Origin of the sequence: Actinophytocola gossypii, assembly GCF_025165815.1 — a bacterium.
Lineage (GTDB): Bacteria > Actinomycetota > Actinomycetes > Mycobacteriales > Pseudonocardiaceae > Actinophytocola > Actinophytocola gossypii.
Genome location: NZ_JAFFZE010000004.1, coordinates 523,646 through 544,798 on the forward strand (window position 1 = coordinate 523,646; position 21,153 = coordinate 544,798).

The 21,153-nt window shown below is 71.3% G+C and carries 20 protein-coding genes; 11 read left to right on the forward strand and 9 right to left on the reverse strand.

Features of this window, described 5'->3' with window-relative positions:
• Positions 1-11: 11 nt before the first annotated feature.
• Both JT362_RS03740 and JT362_RS03745 read right to left on the reverse strand, forming a co-directional pair.
• Positions 12-971, reverse strand: a complete 960-nt coding sequence (locus JT362_RS03740; RefSeq protein WP_260189578.1) for an RNA polymerase subunit sigma-70 — start codon at positions 969-971, stop codon at positions 12-14.
• A gap of 109 nt (positions 972-1,080) precedes the next feature.
• Positions 1,081-1,650: a TetR/AcrR family transcriptional regulator gene (locus JT362_RS03745; RefSeq protein WP_260189579.1), complete on the reverse strand. Its 570-nt coding sequence runs from the start codon at positions 1,648-1,650 to the stop codon at positions 1,081-1,083.
• Positions 1,651-1,721: 71 nt separating this feature from the next.
• On the opposite strand from JT362_RS03745, the gene JT362_RS03750 reads away from it, so the two are divergent.
• The 4 genes from JT362_RS03750 to JT362_RS03765 are packed head-to-tail and all read left to right on the forward strand — an operon-like array spanning position 1,722 to position 5,644.
• Entirely contained in the window at positions 1,722-3,257 is a 1,536-nt protein-coding gene (locus JT362_RS03750) for an MFS transporter (RefSeq protein ID WP_260189580.1), read from the forward strand.
• A 7-nt stretch (positions 3,258-3,264) separates the two neighbouring features.
• Entirely contained in the window at positions 3,265-4,683 is a 1,419-nt protein-coding gene (locus JT362_RS03755) for an amidohydrolase family protein (protein ID WP_260189581.1), read from the forward strand.
• Positions 4,680-5,123, forward strand: coding sequence for an SRPBCC family protein (locus JT362_RS03760; RefSeq protein ID WP_260189582.1), 444 nt, complete (start codon positions 4,680-4,682; stop codon positions 5,121-5,123). The genes JT362_RS03755 and JT362_RS03760 overlap by 4 nt, the downstream gene beginning before the upstream one ends.
• On the forward strand, positions 5,120-5,644 hold the full coding sequence (locus JT362_RS03765; RefSeq protein WP_260189583.1) for a hypothetical protein: 525 nt from the start codon (positions 5,120-5,122) through the stop codon (positions 5,642-5,644). The genes JT362_RS03760 and JT362_RS03765 overlap by 4 nt, the downstream gene beginning before the upstream one ends.
• A gap of 19 nt (positions 5,645-5,663) precedes the next feature.
• On the opposite strand, the gene JT362_RS03770 is transcribed toward JT362_RS03765, so the two are convergent.
• The 5 genes from JT362_RS03770 to JT362_RS03790 all read right to left on the reverse strand — a co-directional run bounded on the left by JT362_RS03770 (position 5,664) and on the right by JT362_RS03790 (position 12,813).
• Positions 5,664-8,882 (reverse strand): protein kinase domain-containing protein, encoded by a 3,219-nt coding sequence (locus JT362_RS03770; protein WP_260189584.1) that lies wholly within the window; start codon positions 8,880-8,882, stop codon positions 5,664-5,666.
• A complete protein-coding gene (locus JT362_RS03775; protein WP_260189585.1) occupies positions 8,883-9,542 on the reverse strand; it encodes a DUF7019 family protein in 660 nt (219 codons plus the stop codon).
• Positions 9,543-9,791: 249 nt separating this feature from the next.
• A complete protein-coding gene (locus tag JT362_RS03780; RefSeq protein WP_260189586.1) occupies positions 9,792-11,063 on the reverse strand; it encodes an FAS1-like dehydratase domain-containing protein in 1,272 nt (423 codons plus the stop codon).
• Entirely contained in the window at positions 11,060-12,049 is a 990-nt protein-coding gene (locus tag JT362_RS03785) for an NAD(P)H-dependent flavin oxidoreductase (protein ID WP_260189587.1), read from the reverse strand. Before JT362_RS03785 ends, JT362_RS03780 begins: the two co-directional genes overlap by 4 nt.
• Positions 12,046-12,813 carry an enoyl-CoA hydratase-related protein gene (locus JT362_RS03790; RefSeq protein WP_260189588.1) on the reverse strand — a complete coding sequence of 256 codons (768 nt, stop codon included), beginning with the start codon at positions 12,811-12,813 and terminating at the stop codon, positions 12,046-12,048. The genes JT362_RS03785 and JT362_RS03790 overlap by 4 nt, the downstream gene beginning before the upstream one ends.
• Positions 12,814-12,948: 135 nt before the next feature.
• Between JT362_RS03790 and JT362_RS03795 the strand changes: the two genes are divergently transcribed.
• Complete coding sequence (locus JT362_RS03795) at positions 12,949-13,764, forward strand: enoyl-CoA hydratase/isomerase family protein (protein ID WP_260189589.1); 816 nt, start codon at positions 12,949-12,951, stop codon at positions 13,762-13,764.
• A 26-nt stretch (positions 13,765-13,790) separates the two neighbouring features.
• Positions 13,791-14,225, forward strand: a complete 435-nt coding sequence (locus JT362_RS03800) for a PaaI family thioesterase (protein ID WP_260189590.1) — start codon at positions 13,791-13,793, stop codon at positions 14,223-14,225.
• A gap of 17 nt (positions 14,226-14,242) precedes the next feature.
• Here the strand turns inward: JT362_RS03800 and JT362_RS03805 are convergent, their stop codons facing one another.
• Positions 14,243-15,295 carry an LLM class F420-dependent oxidoreductase gene (locus JT362_RS03805; RefSeq protein ID WP_260189591.1) on the reverse strand — a complete coding sequence of 351 codons (1,053 nt, stop codon included), beginning with the start codon at positions 15,293-15,295 and terminating at the stop codon, positions 14,243-14,245.
• A 122-nt stretch (positions 15,296-15,417) separates the two neighbouring features.
• On the opposite strand from JT362_RS03805, the gene JT362_RS03810 reads away from it, so the two are divergent.
• On the forward strand, positions 15,418-16,569 hold the full coding sequence (locus tag JT362_RS03810; protein WP_260189686.1) for a thiolase family protein: 1,152 nt from the start codon (positions 15,418-15,420) through the stop codon (positions 16,567-16,569).
• A gap of 29 nt (positions 16,570-16,598) precedes the next feature.
• Positions 16,599-17,198, forward strand: a complete 600-nt coding sequence (locus tag JT362_RS03815; RefSeq protein WP_260189592.1) for a TetR/AcrR family transcriptional regulator — start codon at positions 16,599-16,601, stop codon at positions 17,196-17,198.
• A 6-nt stretch (positions 17,199-17,204) separates the two neighbouring features.
• Here JT362_RS03815 and JT362_RS03820 read toward each other — a convergent pair whose 3' ends face one another.
• Positions 17,205-18,275: a CaiB/BaiF CoA transferase family protein gene (locus tag JT362_RS03820; RefSeq protein ID WP_260189593.1), complete on the reverse strand. Its 1,071-nt coding sequence runs from the start codon at positions 18,273-18,275 to the stop codon at positions 17,205-17,207.
• A 141-nt stretch (positions 18,276-18,416) separates the two neighbouring features.
• Here JT362_RS03820 and JT362_RS03825 point away from each other — a divergent pair, with 141 nt between their 5' ends.
• Genes JT362_RS03825 through JT362_RS03835 form a run of 3 tightly spaced genes read left to right on the forward strand, consistent with a single transcriptional unit; the run spans position 18,417 to position 21,136 of the window.
• Entirely contained in the window at positions 18,417-19,574 is a 1,158-nt protein-coding gene (locus JT362_RS03825; protein ID WP_260189594.1) for an acyl-CoA dehydrogenase family protein, read from the forward strand.
• Between the two features lie 33 nt (positions 19,575-19,607).
• Positions 19,608-20,375 carry an SDR family NAD(P)-dependent oxidoreductase gene (locus JT362_RS03830; RefSeq protein WP_260189595.1) on the forward strand — a complete coding sequence of 256 codons (768 nt, stop codon included), beginning with the start codon at positions 19,608-19,610 and terminating at the stop codon, positions 20,373-20,375.
• Positions 20,372-21,136, forward strand: coding sequence for a crotonase/enoyl-CoA hydratase family protein (locus tag JT362_RS03835; RefSeq protein ID WP_260189596.1), 765 nt, complete (start codon positions 20,372-20,374; stop codon positions 21,134-21,136). Before JT362_RS03830 ends, JT362_RS03835 begins: the two co-directional genes overlap by 4 nt.
• Positions 21,137-21,153: the final 17 nt, after the last annotated feature.

Consider the following 21,153-nt stretch of genomic DNA (forward strand, 5'->3'; position numbering starts at 1 on the left):
TCTTCGGGTGATCACAGGGTCGGGGGCAGGTCCAGCCATGGCTTGTCGGTGACGTCGAACCCGGTGAGCTCGACGATCTTCCCGTCCGCGATGTGCAGGACCGCGATGGCGAACAGCCGGTACTCCGGGTCGTCGGGGGCGCGGAGGTACAGCACGGCGGCAGGCATGCGGTTGACCGTCGTGGTGATCCCGCGCCAGTCGTCGTGGCCGCGCTGGAAGAGCCCGCCGGACAGCCAGCCGTCCACCGCGTCCTTGGCCGTCCTGATCACGGTGCCCGACCCGGGCAGCATCGTGAAGCGCAGGTCGTCGCGCAGCAGGGAGATCAGCCCGTCGAGATCGTTGCGCTCGTGGGCGTCGATGTAGGACCTCACAACGCCGCGCTCGTCGTTCGACAGCTCGTGGGTGGCGGGGCTGCGCCAGTCGAGGCGGCGGTCGGGCAGCCGCTCGCGCATCGTCACGCGCGCCCGCTGCAACGCGCTGGTCACCGATGCGACGGTCAGCTCGAGGGCGTCGGCCGCCTTCGACGCCGGCCAGCCGAGGACGTCGCGCAGGACGAACACCGCCCGCTGCCGCGGCGGCAGGTGCTGGACGGCGACGATGAACGCCAGCTCGATCGTCTCCCGCGCCACCACCGATTCCTGCGGGTCCTCGGGGAGCATCCGGTCGGGGTAGGGCTGCAGGTACGGCAGCTCGGAGCCGGAGTCCGCCAGTCCGGACGGTACGGGGGTGCGGTCGTTGCGCTTGTCCAGGAAGTCGAGGCAGGCGTTCGTCGCGATCCGGTACAGCCAGGTCCGCAGCGTGGCGTGGCCCCTGAACGAATCCCGCTTGTTCCACGCTCGCAGGAGCGTCTCCTGCGTCATGTCCTGGGCGTCCTCGTAGTTCGCGAGCATCCGGTAGCAGTGCACCTGCAGCTCACGTCGGTGACGCTCCGTGATGAGCGCGAACCGCGCCGTATCGCCCGCGTCGGTCATGATCATCGGTCCTTCCACCGGTGCGACAGTGCCACCAGAACCGACGACGCGGCGGAGGATTTCTGATCGGTGGCGCCGCTGACACCGGGCCGTTCGCAGGCCGGACGGGTCAGGTCTGCGTCGTGAACAGCGCTCTCACCGCGGCGGTGAGAGCGGACGCCGACGGTGTCGCCTCCGGTTCGATGAGCCACTGCAACGCGGTGCCGGTGATGACCGCCAGGACGAGAGAGCCGAGCTGCCGGCCGGCTTCGTCGACGGCGGCGGGGTCGATGTCGAGCAGCATCGCCGCGATGCTCCGGCGGCTCTGCTCATAGGTCTCGGCGAGTTGTTGACGCACGTCGGGTGCGAACTCCGCTTCGGCGAATGCCTGCACGCTCGCCACGAGCGTGGCTCTCTGCTCGACGGATCCGGCGAGGAAGCCCGCGAGGAACCGCTCCAGGCGCGCGAGCGGCTCACCTGTTTCCGAATGGCCCCGAGCCTGCTCGATCGCGGTGCCCCACTCCTCGAGCGACTCCACGACCGCAGCGTTGAGCAGAGCCTCCTTCGAGCCGAAGTGGTAGCCGATCGCGGCGAGGTTCGCGCCCGACGCTGCGGTGATGTCGCGCGCCGTCGTACGCGAGTACCCCTTCTCGGCGATGCATCGCTTCGCTCCGGCGAGGAGATCCTGACGCTGTCCCATACACCCACTCTAGCCCGCGATCAATACGGGCGTGTTGTACGCACGTATTAGACGTATGTATTCTAGGGCTCGTGACGGTCACGACGCGCTCTCGCGCAACCACCCGCGACTGGCTCGGCACGGCCGTGCTGGTCCTCCCCGCACTCCTGGCCTCGATGGACCTCTCGGTGCTGTTCATGGCCTCTCCGTGGATCAGCGCCGACCTCGCCCCCACCGCCGGTCAGCAGCTGTGGATCATGGACATCTACGGCTTCATGATGGCCGGACTGCTCATGACGATGGGCACCGTCGGAGACCGGATCGGACGCCGGAAGCTCCTCCTGATCGGTGCCGTCGCGTTCGGGACGGCGTCGACACTCGCGGCTTTCGCCTCCAGCGCGGAGATGCTCATCGCGGCCCGCGCCCTTCTCGGTCTCGGCGGCGCCACCCTCGCGCCGTCCACTCTCTCGCTCATCCGTGGGATGTTCGACGACGAGAACCAACGCCGTACCGCCGTGGGCATCTGGACCGGAGCATTCACCGGCGGCATCGCCATCGGCCCCATCATCGGCGGGCTCCTGCTCGAGCACTTCCACTGGGGCTCGGTGTTCCTCATCAACGTCCCCGTGATGATCCTGCTGCTCATCGCCGCCCCGCTCACCATCCGCGAGGCCCGCGACCCCAACCCCGGCAGGTTCGACCTGCTCGGCGCCGCCCTGTCGCTGGCGGCGATCCTGCCCGTCATCTACGGCATCAAGAAGATGGCCGAGAACGGCACCGACCCGACATCCGTCGCCGCCATCGTCGTCGGCGTCGTCTTCGCCGCGCTCTTCCTCGTCCGGCAGCGCACGGCCGCGAGCCCGATGATCGACGTGCACCTCTTCGCCAGCCCGTCGTTCAGCGGGTCGATCATCGCCAACGCGATCGTCGTCTTCGCCACCGCCGGAATGGGGCTGCTCTCCGCGACGTTCATGCAGACCGTCCTCGGCTTCGCTCCGTTCGCCGCCGCGCTCTGGATGTTGCCCACCGTCGCTGGGAGCTTCCTCGGCGTCGCTGTCGCCTCCCTGCTCGCGCGCACCGTCCGTCCCGCGCTTCTCGTCTCCATTGGACTCCTGGTCGCCGCGGGCGGGTTCGCCGCCGTCAGCCTGGTCACTCCGGACTCACCGGTCGGCCTACTGATCGCCGCGTACAGCACGCTGACTCTCGGCGTCGGCATGACCGCGACCATGGTCACCTCACTCGTGCTCACCACCGCCCCACCCGAGAAGGCCGGAGCGGCATCAGCCCTCGCCGAAACCAGCAGCGAGTTCGGCGGCGCCCTCGGCATCGCCACCCTGGGCACCCTCGCCGGAACCCTCTACCGCGGCACCATGACAGCCGACCCCGTCCCCGGCGCCGAGGAAGCGGGAGCCGCCGCGGCCGACACCATCGGAGCAGCCGTGGCCACTGCCAAGGCCCTCCCGAGCGAGGTCGCCGACCGGCTCCTCCACCAGGCCTTCGACGCCTACACGAACGGTTTCAGCGTCGCCGCGATCGTCGGAGCAACCGTGCTCGCACTCGCGGCGATCGGAGCCGGCCTGACCCTCCGGAACGTGACCGCCCAGCAGATCAGCAAGGCCGAGGAGTGACGACTCGATGACCAACGACAACATTCGACCCCGGCAGGTCCAGGCCTACGTCGGCGCCACGGTGATCGACGCCACGGGAACTCCGCCCAGACCACACCAGACCGTGATCGTCATCGACCGCGTGATCACGGCGGTGGGACCGGCGAACGAAGTCCCGATCCCCCCGGGAGCCGTGGTCCGCGATGTCCGCGGCAAGTACGTCATCCCCGGCCTCACCGACATGCACGTCCACAGTGAGTCCGAGACCGGCGACCCTCGCCACTTCGCAAACCTGTACGTCGCCAACGGCGTGACCGCGGTGCGCGAGATGTGGGGTCGTCCACGGCTGCACGAGATCCGTCGGATGATCGAGTCCGGCGAACTGCTCGGGCCACGAATGACCATCGCCAGCCCTCTACTCGACGGCAGTCCTGCCTTGTGGTCCGACGTCCCGGACTCCCCGATCGTCACGGTCGGTTCACCCGAGCAGGCCCGTCGCGCGGTGTCCGAGGCGATCGACGGTGGAGCGGACTTCGTCAAGGTCTACTCCCGACTGGGGCCGGAGGCCTACCGGGCCGTCCTCGCCGAGGCACAGCTCCGCGGGATCACCGTCGCCGGCCATCGGTCGGACAATGTGCCCTTCCACGAGCAGATCGAGTCAGGACAGCGGTCGTTCGAGCACCTCTTCGGTGGCATCTGGCCCGCGGCGTCGTCGGACATGGATCGGCTCGAGGCGGCCATGTCGCGAATCCGGACGACCCCCGACTTCCACCTGGGCAGCTGGATCAAGCAGGTCAGCCGGATCGAGTGGGAGGCCGTCGCGTCGTACAGCCCCGCGAGGGCGACGTCCATCTTCGAACGGCTCGTCGCCGCGGATGTCGCCTACACACCGACCCTCGCGGTTCACGCCGTCATCGACCGTCCAGAGTCGATCCGACTCGACGATCAACGGATGGAGTACATGGTCCCCAGCACACCCGAATCCTGGGACTTTCTCCGGACGGAGATCTACTGCGGGGGTCACCGGTCGAAGGAGGAAGTCCACCAGCACCGCGAACTGCGCGACTGGCGCCTCGCGACCGTGGGGGCCATGGCGGAGGCAGGGGTCAGGCTGCTCGCCGGCACGGACTCGGTCGGCCCCGGACTCTTTCCCGGGTTCAGCCTGCATTTCGAACTCGAACAGCTCGTCGCGGCGGGCCTGACCCCGATGCGTGCTCTCCAGTGCGCCACACTGGAACCGGCCAGATTCCTTGGCCGCGAGCAGTGGGCCGGAACGGTCGAGAAGGGACGCGTGGCAGACCTCGTGATCCTGGACGCCGACCCGATGAACGACATCCGCAACACCCGGTCGATCCACGCGGTGGTGGTCGACGGCTACCACGTCGATCAGGCCGAGCGCGAGGAACTGCTGGCGACCGCGAGGCGAATCGCGGAGGGTGACCGGTGAACGCACCCGACCGGCGCCGGCGAGTCCAGCGATCGCGCGTCATCGACGCCCCCGCGACGCGTATTCACGACATACTGGTCGCCGCCCCGGAGCTGCCCGATTGGAACCCGGCCTTCGTGCGGGTCGAAGGCCCCGCGCGTGCGACCACCGGCATCGAGTACCGACTGGGCGTCATCCGAGGACTCCGTGGAACTCTGACCTACACCCGCATCGACGCCGACGTGATCGCCATGTCCTGGGCTGTGCCGTTCCTGTCCGAGACCGCTACCTGGACACTGACGCCACATGCGACGCCCCACCAGACTCGCGTCACACACGAGGTCGAGCGTCTCGGCGCCCTCGCCGCGTTCCTGGGACACTCCCTCGACACCCTCCCGGAACTGCGGCTGGAACGCCTCGCACAGCGAGCCGCCGCACGGTCTAGGCTCGGTGAACCATGAGCAACCGGTCGAGGTCAGTGGATCTGGTGGCGTGGTTCGCGTACGCGGGCATGGTGGTCGCCCTGCCGACCGCACTGTGGCGACTCCCGCTGGCCATGGGAGCCACTCTCGGCACACCGGACGCCTGGCGCGAGGAGCAGAGCATCCCGGGCGCGGGAGCGTGGTACCTCGTCCTGTTGTCGGTCATGCAGCTCGCAGCCATCGGGTGCATGCTCTTCCTCACGGTCGAGCCGAAGAAGGTGACCCCGCGCTGGCTGCCCGCTCGCCTGCGGCGCCTCGTACCGGCGCTCGTCGGCGGAGCCGGCTTGGCCGGTGCGCTGGTGCTCACTCTGCTCGTGACGATGTCGATCATCGCCTGGGACAAGGTCGACCCGTTCGCCGGCACGGACTACGACGCCTGGGCGTGGCTCTGCGCCGCCTGCTACCTGCTCGCCGCCCTCTGGCCACCTCTACTCGGCGCGGCCTCCGTCGGATACCTCCGTCGCCACCGCCACGAACCGTCCCCGGTTTTGACGCAGTAGTGGTGTGGTGCAGCCACGGCTACGCGCGGTGGTCCCAGTCCAGCTCCCAGCACTGGACGTCGTGGTGGCCCAGGATGGCCGCCACGGCGTACCCGTCGGCGGACAGCTCGACGTCGATGACGTCCTGGCGGCATTCGACCTCGGTGACCAGGTCGCCGCTCGGCAGGTGCCACAGGCGCAGCAGCCGAAGCGACGCCGTGAGCAGGAGTTCGCCATCCGCCGACAACGCCAGGGACACCACCCGGTCGTCGGCCACCGTGGCCACGGTTTCGGCCGACCCCGCGACCGAGAGCACGATCTGCCCACTGCTGTCGAAGAAACCCGGCGCGGCGGCGAGCACGCGGCCGTCGGTGCTCGCCGCGACCTTCCCCACCTCCGCGAAGACGCGTGCCTCACGGACGACCTCGAAGGTCCCGGCGTCGAACACGAAGGCGCGTTGGCCCCCGACCAGGACGGCGACGTCGCCGGACAGCACCACCCGCTCGTCCTCGTGCGCCGACCACCCGTGCACCGGTCGGCCGGTCACCCGGTTGCGCAGGATGCTGAGTCCGCTTCGGCGCGCGAAATCGAAAGCGGGGTTCTCGTCCCTGAACACGGGATCTCCCGCGTCGTCCCGCACGATCACACCGGCTCGCCGGGCCTTCCGGAGGTCCCACAGCACCTCGGCGCCATCGACGTCGCGGGTGAGGACGTGGCGGTCGTCCGCGCAGGCGGTCGCGGATTCGGAGTCCACCTCGTGCCGGTCCCCTGCCGCCACCACATCGCCCGTGCGCAGGTCGACGATCCGGGCCTCCCGGCCGAAGAAGTCCGCGAAGGCGTAGCGCCCGTCCCGCGTGAGCGCGGAGTGGCCGTGCAGCACAGCATCGAAGCGGCGGGACGGCCACACACCGGCGAACGCGGTCCGCGCGCCGACCGCGCCGATCCGCCGCCACAGCGTCCGCAGCCGCGGGTGCCGCCGGTAGGCGGGCAGGGCGCGTACGATCTCCAGCTGCCGCCGGGCGTCGGTGACGCGGCCGGTTTCGAGGAATTCGGCGGCCAGCTCGAGGTTCTCCTCGGCGACCAGCGCGTCCCCGGCGATGCGGTCGGTCGGCTGCGGGCGGGCGTAGCTCCACGGCGCGGCGGGCCCCGGCTCGGGCACGTGGACGACGGCCGTGGTGTGCACCGTGCGCGGGGTGCGGCTGCCGAGGAGAACCAGCGCCGTGCGGCCGGCGGCGTCCACGGCGACGTCCATCGGATCGCGGGAGTGGACGGTCGTGGTGAAGGTGCAGCGGCCCTCGTCGAGCCGCCAGCTCTGGAGCAGGACGTCGAAGGTGTTCACCGCGGTCCGACCGTCGTCGGCGACCGCGAGCCAGCCGAAGCCGTTGTTCCACAGCCGGGAACCGCCGAGGACCGTGACGTCGAACGTCGTCAGGTCCAGCAGCGCCATCTTTTCGTCGTGCGTGGCCGAAAGCGCGTACCGGGCGGAGGGGCTGATGGCGCAGCTGTGCCGGAGGCCGCCGACCCGCCAGAGCGGTTCGCCGGTGCGGGCGGCGAGGACCTGGATGGACCAGTCGTAGCCGTCGAACACAACCAGCCGCTCGTTGTAGGCGGTCACCGCGATCGCCCAGCCGTAGCCGCCTCCTTCGTGGGCCGCCGCCGCGACGACGTCCACCGCGTCTGCCACGTCGTCCAGCACCCGCACGGCCCCGTCCGTGCCGACGACGGCCACCACGGTCCCGTCGGGGCTGACCGCGACGGCCGCGACCGCGTTCGCCGGCAGGTCGACGATCCGGGTGCACTCCCCCGTCGTCGTGTCCCAAACCCGCACCTGCCCGCTCTGATCGGCGGAGGCCAGCACCCGGCCGTCGGCGCTGAGGGATTGCGCGCGCAGGCGGTGTTCGTGGCCGGTCAGGCGGCACCGCACCCGCCCGTCCACCAGCGACCAGACTTCGGCCTCCCGTTCTCGTGACGTCACCGCGGCCACCCGGCCGTCAGCGCTCAACGAGATCGGGTGCGCCCGGTCGGTGTGGACCGGGCCGGGCGCCTCGGTCACCGGCCGGTCCGGCAAGGCGCGGGCGGCCGCGGTGTCCGGACCGTCCGGCAGGTCGGCGAGCAGGCGCAGCGCCGCTTCCTTGTCCCCGCGCTCGAGGTGGACGGCGGCGAGCAGGTGGTCGGCGGTCCGGTCGCCCTCCGCGGTCAGCCGCACCGCGTCCAGCTCGGCGACCAGTTGCCGGTCGGTCCGCGCCCCGGCCCGCCACCGGCGCAGCCCGCGGTTGTAGGTCGCGTGCGGGTGGTGCGGGTCGGCGCGCAGCGCCTCTTCCCAGAGGTCGTCCGCCTGCTCGGGGTGCCCGAGGTCCAGCAGGGAGAGCGCGCGGTTGGACAGCGCGTCGGCGAGCAGCGGCGCTTCGTCCGGCCGCTGCCGCGGGTACGGCTCGAAGGTCGTGGCGCGGTAGAGCTCCGCCAGCTCGTCGACGAGCTCGCCGAAGCCGGCCGGACGGGCCGCGGGGGCTTCGGCGAAGCAGCGTCGCAGCAGGTCGGCCACCGCCGCGGGCACCGGCGGGAGGACCGGGTCGGCGGGCGCGGCTTCGAGGAACCGGGCGAACACGCCCGCCGCCGCGTGCCCGAACATCGCCGGCGGCCCGCCCGCGAACATCTCGAACACGCTCACCGCCCACGACCAGACGTCCGTCGCCGGGCCGAGCCGCTCGCCCCGGGCCTGTTCTGGCGAGCAGTACTCCGGCGTCAGGCCCTCGCCGCCGGTGAGGTTGGCGAGACCGAAGTCCGTCACCTTCGCCGCGCCGCCGGTTTCGAGCATGATGTTGGCCGGCTTGACGTCCTGGTGCACCACCCCGCGCTCGTGCGCGTGCCCGAGGCCCCACGCGGTCTGGATCGCCAGGTCGAGGATCCGGCGCAGGGCCGGGCGGTGACCGCCGGCGTAGAGTGCGCGGTCGCGGACGGCCTCGGCCAGGCTGCCCCCGCCGACCCACTCGGCGAACACCCGGGGCGTGCCGTCGACGCGGCGGACGTAGGCGCAGCTGACGATGTGCGGGTGCGCGCCGAGTCCGACCCAGGTTTCCGCCTCGGCTTCGAACCGTTCGGCGTCGGCCGCGGACGCGACCAGTTCCTGGCGCGGCGTCTTGACCGCGAGCTCCATGGCCCACTGGCGGTGCCACACGCGGTACACCAGGCCCATGCCGCCGGTGGTGACGACGTCACGGACCTCGTACACCCCGAGCACGACGTCCCCCGGGGACCACATCTAGTCGACCAGCGCCACGTACAGCGGTGTGCCGAGCACGACGTGCCCGCCGTCGGCGGTGGGGCCGGGCCCGTCCAGCAGCCGCTTGGCGACGAACTCGAGGTTCTGCTCCGGTCCCGGCATGACTTCGTTGGCCCGCAGCACCGCGGCCAGCGCACCCTTGTGCGCCCCGTCGACTTCGTGCTTGATCGCCTCGGTCAGCGCGCCGATCCCCGGGTTCGCGCGCAGGCCGGCCAGCATCGACGGCAGCACCGACCGCGGCACGCCGGTGGGCGCGGAGCCACCGCCGAGGATGTGGTGCCCGGACCCGCCGAGCCCGACGACGGTCCGCCCGGTGCTCCCACCGAAGTACACGAGCGTCGGCTCGGCGGGGAACGGTCCCCAGCTCATCGGCAGCAGGCCCCAGAAGAACTGGCCCGGTTCGTCGACGGTGCCGAGGTCGCCGTGCTCTTCCAGGTAGCGGACCACCCGCTGCAACTTCGCCGTGCGCTCGCCGCCCGGGGATGTCTCCGTGGCCCGCTTGCCGCCGAACAGCTTCAGGTTCAGGCTCACCTCGGTGCTGCGCTTGCGCGTGAAGGCCGCGTCCATCTGCGCGAGCAGCATGTCGACCTTGCTGTCACTGACGTACAGGTAGTACTGGAACGACAACGTGCTCCCCATCCCCGATGACGCTGGTCGGATCATACCGGCGCCGAAGCCCTGGACGGCCTTCAGCACGCTCGCCAGGATGATCGTCGCCAGACGTCCCGTGGAGGGCCCGGCGGTCCACGATCATGGCCCCGACCTCGCGCGGCGCACGTCAGATCGATCACCAGCTACCGCTGGACAGCCGCCACACCCGCCGCGATCGGGATGGCAGCGTGGCTGCTCCGCGCACACGGCGTCGGCAGTGACCCGCGCGTCGACGTGTCAGCGGTGTTCGCTGCCGAGTTGTGCGTGGCGGTCCATGATGTCCCACACCTTCTGCTGCACCTCGGTGGGTGGGGTTGGCAGCAGTGAGCGGCCGTGGTCGCGGCTGCGCAGGGCGATGGTCGCTTCGCCCCGGGTGGTCTCCTCGCCGCGTTGGTTGACCGCGCGCAGTTCGACATCGACGAGGTTCATGTCGTGTTCCCGCCGTTTGGCGGTCACCTCGCCGGTGACGTACTGGATGTCGCCCTGGTAGTTGAACTTGCGGATCTCGTCGTGCTGGCGGACGACGAAGCCCTCGTCGCCCATCCAGTCGGTCAGCCGGTGGTGCAGCCAGCACTCGCGCAGCACGCCGTAGTCGTAGGCACGAGGGTTTCCGATGGCCTTCGCCCACTCGGAGTCCCAGTGCACGCGCTGGGCGACGTCGGGGACGCCGTACTCGTTGTCGACGTAGAAGGCGGGGATGCGCTGGCGGTTGCGCCAGTTGAGCCTCGACGTCCTGAGGCCGTAGGGCACGAACCCGTAGCCGCCCGCGTGGAAGACGACCATGTCGGTGGTCGTGAGCGGGCCCTTTGCCAGTGTTCCCAACGACTCGCCGACGGTGACGTCCTCGAACCAGCGGGTCTCGGTGCCACGCACGGTCTCCGCGGCGAAGACCTTGTCCAGCTCGGCGATGTCCTCGGGGGTGTAGGCGGGTTCCGGGACGTCCTTGTACTTCCCGGTCTCGCGGGCCTTCTTCCGCGCGGTGAGGATGATCAGCGTCCGGTACACGCCCACGACCTCGCCACGCTGGTTGAACTTGACCTCGCGGTTGACCCGGATCACCGACCGCCCCGCGAACTCGGACTTCTTGACCTCCACCGACTCCAGGCCCTTGAAGGAGTACAGCCGGTCGCCCGCGTGGATCGGGCGGTACCACTCCCAGGTACCGCCGGAGACGAAGGCGTGGATGCCGCGGTAGCTGCCACCGCGCAGCTCCTTCGGCAGGCGGTCGCCGCGCAACGGCGTGTTGAGGACGGCGGCCATGATCTGGGGGGCGACCTGACCGCCCCAGCGAGTCGTGGCGCCGTGGTCCGGGTCGACGTACAGGGGATTGTCGTCGCCGTAGCCGAACGCGAAGTTGCGGATGGCCTCCGGGGTGGCGGTACCGACGTGTGCGAGGTCGCGCACCGCCGCGACCGAGCCCGCCGCGGCACGGTCCCGTTCGATGTCGGCGTCGTCGATGTCGAAGTCGGTCGCCTCGTCAAAGGCCCGTCCGGCCTGCTCGGTGCTCATCGGTCGTTCCTGTTCTCGTCGGGGGTGCGGACCGGCCACGCCGGAACGGCGGCGGCCGCCGCGTACTCCGCGCTCATGCGTGCCACCAGCTCGTCCACGGACGGGACGTCGTCGATGAGCTCGATGCCCTGCCCGGCGGACCAGAGGTCCCGCCACGGCCGGACGTCGGTCGGGAGGTGGGAGTGGTCGCCGTGCCCGCTCGGCGGTGCGAGCGCGGTGAGGTCGATGTCGGCCCGCCGCAGCGAGGGCAGCAACCAGTTGGCCGGTACCGTGGTGACCGCGCCGGTGTATGACAGGTCTGTGGCACGGCCCTCGACCAGCATCCGCTTGTACTCGGTCGGTGCCGTCGCCTCGTGGGTGGCGATGAACCGCGTGCCGACGTAGACGAGGTCGGCGCCGAGGACCTCGGCGGCGCGGACCGCGGCGCCGGTGGAGACCGCACCGGCGAGCACCACGGTGCCCTCGAACATCGCGCGGACCTTCGGGACCAGCGTGAGGTGGGAGATGGTGCCGGAGTGGCCGCCGCCGCCCGCCCCGATGCAGATCAGCCCGTCGACCCCGGCGGCGATCGCCTTCTCGGCGAACCGGATCGAGGTGACGTCGTGGAAGATCCGCCCGCCCCAGTCGTGCACCCGCTTGGCCAGCTCGGTGGGATCGCCCTGCGCGGAGATGACGATGTCCACGTCGTAGCGCCGGCAGACGTCGAGGTACTCGTCGAGTCGGGGGCGCATCGCACGGGTCACGCCCACCGCGACGGGGCCGATCGGCGCGCCGGGGTGGCGTTCCCGGTGGGAGTCGAGCGCGACGCGGATGGTGCGCAGCCAGTCCGCCAGCTCATCGACGCCCTGCGCGTTCTGGCCGGGCAGCCCGCCGACGAGCCCGTTGCGGCAGGCGGCGATGACGAGGTCGGGCCCGGAGACCAGGAACATGGGTGCGCAGACCACCGGCAGTGCCAGCGACCGGCGCAGGCTCGGATCGAGGGTCATGCGCCACGCACCCGTGCTCGCGCGTCGCGGAAGCGGCCTCGTTCCAGTGACGCGAAGACCCGTTCGTAGCCATCGGCGAGCGCCTCGGGGAACGGCCGGGACGCATCGAGCCTGACCTGCTGGCGGATCTCCCGCAGCGAGTCGGGGTCGTTGTCCGCCAGGGTCGCCGCGTACGCCCGGACGTCGGACATCAGGGAGGCCGGCTCGCTCAGGAACTGGGCGAGCCCGTATTCGTGGGCCTGCCGTCCGGAGATCCGCCGCGCGCTCAGCAGCAGGTCGAGCGCACGACCGGTGCCGACGAGGTTGGTCAGCAGCCAGCCGATGCCGCACTCGGCGACCAGTCCGATCCGCGCGAACGCCGTGGTCCACTTCGCGTCCGGCACGGTGAACCGCACGTCGGCCATCAGCGCGTGGGCGAGCCCGATCCCGGCGACGGGGCCGTTGACCGCGGCGATGACCGGCTTGCCGAGGTGGAACGCGACGTCGCGTGGCTCCTCGGCGACCCGGCGGCGGAACTCCTCGATGTCGAGGGACTCGAGCCGGGTGAAGTCGGCACCCGCGCAGAACCCCCGGCCCGCTCCGGTGACGACCACGACCCGTACCTGCGGATCGGCGTCCGCCCGGCGCAGGCAGGAGAGGTAGGTGGAGAGCATCCCGTCGGCGAAGGCGTTGAGCCGGTCGGGACGGTTCAGGGTGAGCGTCGCGATCCCCGCCTCGACCGTGTAGAGCACGGTCGGGGCGGGCTGCGGGGCGGGCACGACCATGGCCAGCAGTGTACCGATCAGTCCAACGAGCGCAATGGTGCGCACGGAAAACGCTGGGAGCGCCCTCGCGTGGACGTTGCCGCACGACCAACCGATCAGTACATTGATCGCTCTCGGCGACGTAACGGAGGACAGATGCCGGACCTGACCGATGTGGACTTCGACGGCATGTCGGTGCGACTGGACGGCCAGGTGCTCCGCCTCGTCCTCAACCGGCCCGACCGGCGCAACGCCCTCAGCTCCGAGAGCACCCGCGCCGTCGCGACGCTGCTGACCGACCTCGGCCGCGAGGACACCGTGCGCGCCATCGCGATCACCGCCGACGGCGAACACTTCTGCTCCGGCATGAACCTCCGGCGCGAACGGCCCACCGCCGGCGAGCGACCGCGGCCGACGTCGGCGCATCGCAGCATCGACAGCGGGCCACACCGGCTGATCGGCGCGCTCGCCCGCATCGAGGTACCGGTGGTCGCGGCCGTCCGTGGCCACGCCGCGGGTCTCGGCTGTTCGCTCGCGCTGGTCGCGGACTTCTGCGTCACCAGCGACACGGCTGTCTTCTCCACGCCGTTCACCCAGCGGGGCTTCACCCCGGACTCGGGCAGCACGTGGTTGCTGCCCCGGCTGATCGGCCCGGCACGAGCGCGGGAGATGCTGCTGCTCGGCAGGAAGATCGGCGCCGAGAAGGCGGCGGCGTGGGGGCTGGTCGGTCAGGTCGTGCCGGACCCCGAGCTGGACGAGGCCGCCGAGGCGCTCGTCCGGGAGCTGGCCGAGGGCGCGACGACCTCGCTCGGGCTGACCAAGTGGCTGCTGGAGGTCAACGCGTCGGCGACCTTCGACGACGCGTTGCGCACCGAGAGCCTCGCTGAGGACATCGCGACCCGCTCGCTCGACTTCCGGGAAGGCATCACCGCGTTCACCGAGCGGCGCCGCCCGAACTACCGGGGGAACTAGTGGCCGAGCAACGACCCGGTTTCGGGATGAGTCCCGGCCTGGAGTACCAGCGGGCGATCATCGACGGCACGCTGCCCACGCCGCCGTTCGTCGCCCTGCTCGGCCTGCGCATCACCTCCGTCGCCGAGGACGGCGCGACCGTGTGCGAGGCGACTCCCCGGCCCGAGTTCGCGAACTCGGCCGGCCGGCTCCACGGCGGGTACCTGACGGCGCTGATGGACTGCGTCACGGCGACAGCGGCCCATTCCCAGCAGCCCGCGGGCGTCGGCGTCCCGCACATCCACGCGTCGTACCGGTTCCTGTCCGCCGCGGACCACCGCACCCCGGTCGTGGTGACCGCACGGCCGACGCACGTCGGCCGGTCCGTCGTGCACGCCGCGGCGGAGATCCGCGACCACCGGGGCACGCTCATCGCCTCGGGCGAGACGATCCACAAGACACGGCCGATCCGGCGCGGATGATCCGGACCGCGAGCGCCTCAGCCCACGAGCGACCGAACGACCTCGACGTCACGCAGCCGGCGGTCGTGCCCGGCCGCCAGGAGCCGCAGGTTGAGCGTGGTGGCGCCGGCCGCCGCGAACGCGGCCAGCCGTTCCGCCACCACCGCGCGGGACCCGACCAGCGCCAGGCCGCGGACGAGGGGCTCCGGGACCGTGGCGGCCGCTTCCGCCCGCCGCCCGGCGAGGTACAGGTCCTGCACCCGCAGGGCCTCGGCCTCGTAGCCGAACCGGACGACGAGGTCGGTGTAGAAGTTCTTGCCCCGGGCACCCATGCCCCCGACGTAGAGCGCCAGGTGCTCACGGACCTGGCTCAGGGCGGCGGCCTCCTCGTCCGCGTCGTCGACGACGGCGAGGTAGCTGGGTGCCACGACGTCCAGCTCACCGAGGGCGGCGTCCCGCGACGCCCGACCCTTCCCCAGCCCCGCGCCGAACACCGCGTCCGCCGCCTCGGGCAGGAAGAACATCGGCTGCCACGCCTCGAACAGCTCCGCGGCCAACGCCACCGCCTTGTCCCCCATGGCACCGAGCATCATCGGGATCCGTTCGCGGACGGGGGTGTTGATCAGCTTGAGTGCCTTGCCCTGACCGCTGCCGCCACGCTCGGCGCTCAGCGGCACCTGGAAGTGCGTGCCGTCGTGGCGCACCTCCTCACGGCGCCACACCGCCCGGCAGATCCCGGCCACCTCACGTGCCCGGCCCAGCGGCGCGCGGTACGGCACGCCGTGGAACCCCTCGACCACCTGTGGCCCGGACGCGCCGATGCCCAGCGTGAACCGCCCACCCGACACGTGGTCGAGCCCCGCCGCCGTCATCGCCAGCAGCGACGGGGTGCGGGTGTAGGTGTTCAGAACCGAGGTCGCGAGCCCGATCCGGTCGGTCGCCGCGGCCAGATACCCGAGCAGACTCACCGAGTCGTAGGAGTAGGCCTCCGGCACGAACACGATGTCCACCCCCGCGGCCTCGTAGTCGCGGAGGCGGGCGGCCACGTCGGTGATCCCGCCGCTGTACGACAACGGCATCCCGATACGCATGTGGTCCTCCGCGGGTTGAGGCGACTTTCTCACCATGACTCGTGTACCGGTCGGTATAGGAAGGTAGCATGGTTCCGCGGTGGCACCCGCCGCCCCGACCCGGAGAGGACGAGACGATGAACCTGCGTGAAGCGGTCGTCGTGGACGCGGTCCGCACCCCCATCGGCCGCAAGAAGGGGGCACTGGCCGGCGTGCACGCCGTCGACCTGTCCGCGGTCGTGCTCAACGACCTGCTGCGGCGGGTCGGGGCCGAGCCGGGCATCGTCGACGACGTGTACTGGGGCTGTGTCACCCAGCTCGGCGACCAGTCCAGCAACGTCGGCCGGTTCGCCACCCTCGCCGCGGGGTGGCCGGAGTCCATCCCCGCCGTCACCATCAACCGGGCCTGCGGATCGAGCCAGCAGGCCCTCGAGTTCGCCGCCCACGCGGTGATGTGCGGTCGCGCCGAGGTCGTCGTCGCCGGTGGTGTGGAGACGATGAACCGGGTGCCGATCGGGTCGGGCCGCACGATGGGCGAGCCTTACGGCAGGACGACCCTGGACCGGTACGGCGTCGACACCTTCAGCCAGGGCATCGGCGCGGAGCTGATCGCGGAGAAGTGGGACCTGAGCCGAACTCGGCTCGACGAGTTCGCCGCCGTCTCGCACGAACGGGCGGCGGCCGCGATCGACTCCGGCGCGTTCACCGGCCAACTCGCCCCGGTCGCGCTCGGCGACGCGCGGCTGGAGGTCGACGAGGCCCTGCGCCGCGGCACCTCCGTCGCGACCCTGGCCGGGTTGACGTCGTCCTTCCGGGAGGGCGGCCGAATCCACGCCGGCAACTCCTCGCAGATCGCCGACGGCGCTGCCGCCCTCCTGGTCACCACGCCGGAGCGGGCGGCGCGGCTGGGCCGCACACCGCTGGCGCGCTTCCACTCCGGCGCCGTCGTCGGCGACGACCCGGTGACGATGCTGACGGGGCCGATCCCGGCGACGGAACGGGTGCTGGCATCGGCGGGGCTGGGCATCCACGACATCGGCGCGTTCGAGATCAACGAGGCGTTCGCCCCGGTGCCTCTCGCGTGGCAGCTCGAGACCGGGGCGGACCCGGCACGCCTCAACCCCGTCGGCGGGGCCATCGCGGTCGGGCACCCGCTGGGCGCCTCCGGCGCCATCCTCGCCACGCGCCTGATCCACCATATGCGCCAGAACGACATCCGCTACGGCCTCCAGTCGATGTGCGAGGGCGGCGGCACAGCCAACGCGACGATCTTCGAGCTCGTCGCCCGAGCCTGACCAGACCCGAGGACCGAACAAGAGGAGCCATGGCAACAGAGGCGCCGAAAGAGACCACCGGCGAGCGCGTGCTGCGCATCGCGACCGAACTGTTCGCGAAGAACGGCTACGCGGCGACCGGGGTCCAGGAACTCTCCGAGGAAACCGGGCTCGGCCGGGGAGCCCTGTACTACCACATCAAGAACAAGCAGCAGCTGCTGCTGACCATCGCCGTCAACCTGCTGGAGGGCGCCAACCGGGAGGCACGCCGCATCCTCGCGAGCGGCGGCACGGCCGAGGACCGGCTGCGGCGGATGGCCGTGCACCTGCTGTCCGAGCTGTCCACCAACCGCAACGCCTGGATCACCTCGATGCGGGACTGGAAGTCGCTCGACGAGCCGCACCGGACCCGGGTGGGGCACCTGCGGGACGAGTACGAGCAGTACTGGCAGACCCTGTTCGACGAGGGTGCGGAGGCCGGAATGTTCCGACCGGTACATCCCATGCAGCGGCGGGCGATCGTCGGTATGTTCACCACCAGCTACCGGTGGATCGAGCCGTCCGGGTCGCTCAAGCCCGCCGCGATCGCCGAGATGTACGTCTCGCTGTTCCTCGACGGGCTGCGCCGCCGCCCCGAGGACGACGGCTGAACCGGGTCAGGCGCTCACGGGAGGCGGCAGGGGTTCGACGCCGTCCCGGTCGGCCGGGACGCCCCAGCGGGCCAACAGCTCGGCGGGGTCGGGTGCGTCCGGGACGAAGCCGAGCGGGATCCTCGGCACCCACCTGTCCGCGCCCGCCCGACTGAGAACGCCGCGCGCCGTGAGCTGCGGGTCCGTGGCCGCCTCGGCGAGGGAGAGCACCGGCGTGAGGCACGCGTCGACGCCGTGCGCGGCGGCCGTCCACTCCGCACGGCTGCGGGTCCGGATGACCGCCGCGATGCGCTCCCGCAACCGGGGCCAGTTCGCCGGGTCCTCACGGCCGGCGCGGTCGGCCGCGGACAGGCCGACCAGGTCGGCGAACTGCTGGAAGAACTTGTCCTCCAGCGCGCCGACCGCGACGTACCCGCCGTCGGCGGTCTCGTAGGTGTCGTAGTAGGGCGCGCCGGTGTCGAGCCGGTTCGTTCCCGGTTCGTCCGACCACCTGCCGAGGTTGCGGTACTCGTGCAGCATCGTGGTCAGGTACGTGGTGCCGTCGACGATCGCGACGTCGAGCACCGTGCCCGCGCCGCTGCGGGCGCGGTCGGCGAGCGCGGCCAGCACGGAGACCACGAGGTACATCCCGCCTCCGGCGAAGTCGCCGAGCAGGTTCGCGGGTGGTGTCGGCTTCTCCCCCGCCCGCTGGGCCACGTGCAGGGCGCCGGTGAGGGCGACGTAGTTGATGTCGTGCCCGGCGCGGGCTGCCAGCGGACCGGTCTGCCCCCATCCGGTCATCCGGGCGACGACCAGGCCGGGGTTGCGCGCCAGCAACCGATCTGGCGACAGTCCGAGCCGCTCCAGGACACCGGGCCGGTAGCTGTCCACCACGACGTCGGCGGCCCTCGCGATGTCCAGGAAGCGGTCGACGTTCGCCGGGTCCTTCAGGTCGAGTTCGAGCAGTGACCGGTTGCGGGTCATCGCGCCGGCGGGCTGGCCAGGCCGGGTGATCGTGAGCGTTTCCGCCCCGAGGTCGGCCAGCAGGAGACAGCCGAACGGCGCCGGGCCGAGCCCGGACAGCTCGACGACACGCACACCTGCGAGCGGACTCGCCATTCCCACCTCCGAACAACAAAACGATCAAGACCCTTCTGTACTGAGCGTACGGTACAATTTTGCTCTAGTACAGCTCCTGCGCCCCACCGCTCCCCGCGAACACCGAAGCGAAGGATCCCCGTGAGCACTTCGTTCTACAACCAAGAACACGCGGAGTTCCGCGAACTGGCCCGCACCTTCGTCGCCCGTGCTGTCGAACCGCACCTGCGGCGGTGGGACGCCGATGGACTGATCGGTCGGGAAGTCTGGAAGGCGGCCGCGGCACGCGGGCTGCTCGGCCTGCGCACGCCGGAGGAGTACGGCGGAGCCGGCGTGGCGGACTACCGGTTCCGCTGCGTGCTGACCGAGGAGCTGTCCCGGGTCGGTGCCGCCGCGTTCGCCTCGGGCCTGGCCATCAACGAGGACATCGTCGCCGGTTACCTGCTCAACCTCGGCTCCGACGCCCAACGGCGGCGGTGGCTGCCCGGTATGGCCGAGGGCGAGGTCGTGACCTCGATCGCGATGTCGGAACCGGGAGCGGGCAGCGACCTGCGCGCGATCTCGACGACCGCGACCCGCACCGACGCCGGCTGGGTGGTCAACGGGTCCAAGACGTTCATCACCAACGGGGGCAGCTCCGACGTGGTGCTCGTCGCGGCACGCACCGGTGAGCGCGAGGGCAGGCCGCGGCTCTCGCTGCTGCTCGTCCCGGCCGGCACTCCTGGGTTCACCCGCGGCCGCACGCTGGACAAGCTCGGCCTGCACGCGCAGGACACCGCCGAGCTGTTCTTCGACGACGTCGAGGTGCCGGCGGACAACCTGGTCGGCGAGGAGGGCCGCGGGTTCCACCACCTGACCCACCAGCTGCCGCTGGAGCGGCTGTCGATCGCGTGGCGCGGGCTCAGCGGTGCGGATGCCGCGTTGCGGTGGACGCTGGACTACGTGCGCGACCGCTCGGCGTTCGGGCAGCGCGTCATCGACTTCCAGCACACCCGGTTCCGGCTCGCCGAGCTGGTGACCGAGGTGGACGTGACCCGCGCCTACCTGGAGAAGCTCGTCCTCGACCTCAACGACGGCCGGCTCGACGCCACCACCGCGGCGAAGGCGAAGTGGTGGGCGACCGAGCTGCAGCAGCGGGTCGTCTCCGCGTGCCTGCAGATGCACGGCGGCTACGGCTACATGACCGAGTACCCCATCGCCCGAGCGTTCGCCGACGCGCGCGTCCAGACCATCGTCGGCGGCACTACCGAGATCATGAAGGAGATCATCGGCCGCGCCCTCGCCGCGGACCGCTCCTGACCCCAGGCGTCCCAAGAAACTACGGAGGAACTCATGGAGCTACAGGGTGCGGCCGCGGTCGTCACCGGCGGAGCGTCCGGTCTCGGCGCGGCGACGGCCGCCGCGCTCGTCGATCGCGGCGCACACGTGGTGGTCACCGACCTGGCCGGCTCCGACGGCACCGGCGTCGCCGAGAAGCTCGGCCCGGCCGCGCGGTTCGTCGCCGCGGACATCACCGACGAGGACGGTCTGGCCGCGCCGTTCGACGCCGCCCAGCAGCTGGGTGACCTCCGCGCGGTGGTGCACTGCGCGGGCCGCGGCGGTGACCGGCTGCGCATCGTCGACAAACAAGGCAATCCCGCGCCGCTGCGGAGCTTCGTCGACGTGCTCCAGGTCAACCTGGTCGGCACGTACAACGTGCTGCGGCTGGCCGCGTCCCGGATGAGCGGCAACACCGTCGAGGACGGTGATCGCGGCGCCATCGTGCTCACCGCGTCCGCCGCCGCGTTCGAAGGCCAGATCGGGCAGACCTCCTACGCGGCGGCAAAGGGCGCCGTGCACGCCATGACGATCGTCGCGGCCCGCGACCTCGCGAGTTGGGCCATCCGCGTCAACACGATCGCCCCCGGCGTGTTCGACACCCCGATGCTGGCCCGGTTGCGCGACGACATCCGGGAGGGTCTCGCCGCCACCGTGCCCCACCCCAAGCGGCTCGGCGCGGCCGACGACTATGCCGACCTCGCGATCACGCTGCTGCGCAACGGCTACGTCAACGGGGAGACCGTCCGCCTCGACGGCGCGATCCGGATGGCACCGCGATGAGCGACGAGCTGGTCGTCACCCGGCACGACGACATCCTGCTGATCGAGGTCAACCGCCCCGCGCAGCGCAACGCGATGACCCGTGACGTCGCGGTGGCGATCGACGACGCGTTGACCCGGCTCGACGGCGATCCCGCGCTGCGGGTCGCCGTCCTCACCGGACGGGGTGGCGTGTTCTGCGCTGGCATGGACCTCAAACGCCACGCCGCCGGTGAGCGCGCCGCGTCCGACGGGCGGGGGTTCGGCGGCATCGTCGAGGTACCACCCCGCAAGCCGGTGATCGCCGCGGTCGAGGGCTGGGCGCTCGGCGGTGGTTTCGAGATCGTGCTCGCCTGCGATCTGGTCGTCGCGGGCGCCACCGCCCGGTTCGGGCTCCCCGAGGTGAAGCGCGGTCTGCTCGCCAAGGGCGGCGGCATGTTTCGCCTTCCCGCCCGGCTCCCCCGCCCCATCGCGCTCGAACTGCTCCTCACCGGCGACCCGATCACGGCCGAGCGCGCCGCCGCGCTCGGCCTGCTCAACGAGGTCGTCCCGGAGGGACAGAGCCTGGACTCCGCCTTCACGCTGGCGCGCCGCATCGCGGTGAACGCGCCCCTGTCGGTCGAGGCGTCGAAGGCGATCGCGATCGAGTCCGCGGACTGGCCATCGGGCGACGGTTTCGCCCTGCAGCGCGACATCGCCGACGCGGTGTCCACATCGGACGATGCGAAGGAGGGCGTACGCGCCTTCGCCGAGAAACGCGCCCCCGTGTGGACCGGCCGCTGACCCGGTGCCGAGCGGTG

Excerpts from the sequence above, each read along its gene's own strand:
- JT362_RS03805 (WP_260189591.1), bottom strand. The coding sequence starts at position 15,295 with ATGCGTATCGGGATGCCGTTGTCGTACAGCGGCGGGATCACCGACGTG.
- JT362_RS03795 (WP_260189589.1), top strand. The coding sequence starts at position 12,949 with ATGCCGGACCTGACCGATGTGGACTTCGACGGCATGTCGGTGCGACTG.
- JT362_RS03785 (WP_260189587.1), bottom strand. The coding sequence starts at position 12,049 with ATGACCCTCGATCCGAGCCTGCGCCGGTCGCTGGCACTGCCGGTGGTC.
- JT362_RS03770 (WP_260189584.1), bottom strand. The coding sequence starts at position 8,882 with ATGTGGTCCCCGGGGGACGTCGTGCTCGGGGTGTACGAGGTCCGTGAC.
- JT362_RS03755 (WP_260189581.1), top strand. The coding sequence starts at position 3,265 with ATGACCAACGACAACATTCGACCCCGGCAGGTCCAGGCCTACGTCGGC.
- JT362_RS03775 (WP_260189585.1), bottom strand. The coding sequence starts at position 9,542 with ATGGGGAGCACGTTGTCGTTCCAGTACTACCTGTACGTCAGTGACAGC.
- JT362_RS03830 (WP_260189595.1), top strand. The coding sequence starts at position 19,608 with ATGGAGCTACAGGGTGCGGCCGCGGTCGTCACCGGCGGAGCGTCCGGT.
- JT362_RS03780 (WP_260189586.1), bottom strand. The coding sequence starts at position 11,063 with ATGAGCACCGAGCAGGCCGGACGGGCCTTTGACGAGGCGACCGACTTC.
- JT362_RS03745 (WP_260189579.1), bottom strand. The coding sequence starts at position 1,650 with ATGGGACAGCGTCAGGATCTCCTCGCCGGAGCGAAGCGATGCATCGCC.
- JT362_RS03815 (WP_260189592.1), top strand. The coding sequence starts at position 16,599 with ATGGCAACAGAGGCGCCGAAAGAGACCACCGGCGAGCGCGTGCTGCGC.
- JT362_RS03765 (WP_260189583.1), top strand. The coding sequence starts at position 5,120 with ATGAGCAACCGGTCGAGGTCAGTGGATCTGGTGGCGTGGTTCGCGTAC.
- JT362_RS03740 (WP_260189578.1), bottom strand. The coding sequence starts at position 971 with ATGACCGACGCGGGCGATACGGCGCGGTTCGCGCTCATCACGGAGCGT.
- JT362_RS03800 (WP_260189590.1), top strand. The coding sequence starts at position 13,791 with ATGAGTCCCGGCCTGGAGTACCAGCGGGCGATCATCGACGGCACGCTG.
- JT362_RS03835 (WP_260189596.1), top strand. The coding sequence starts at position 20,372 with ATGAGCGACGAGCTGGTCGTCACCCGGCACGACGACATCCTGCTGATC.
- JT362_RS03790 (WP_260189588.1), bottom strand. The coding sequence starts at position 12,813 with ATGGTCGTGCCCGCCCCGCAGCCCGCCCCGACCGTGCTCTACACGGTC.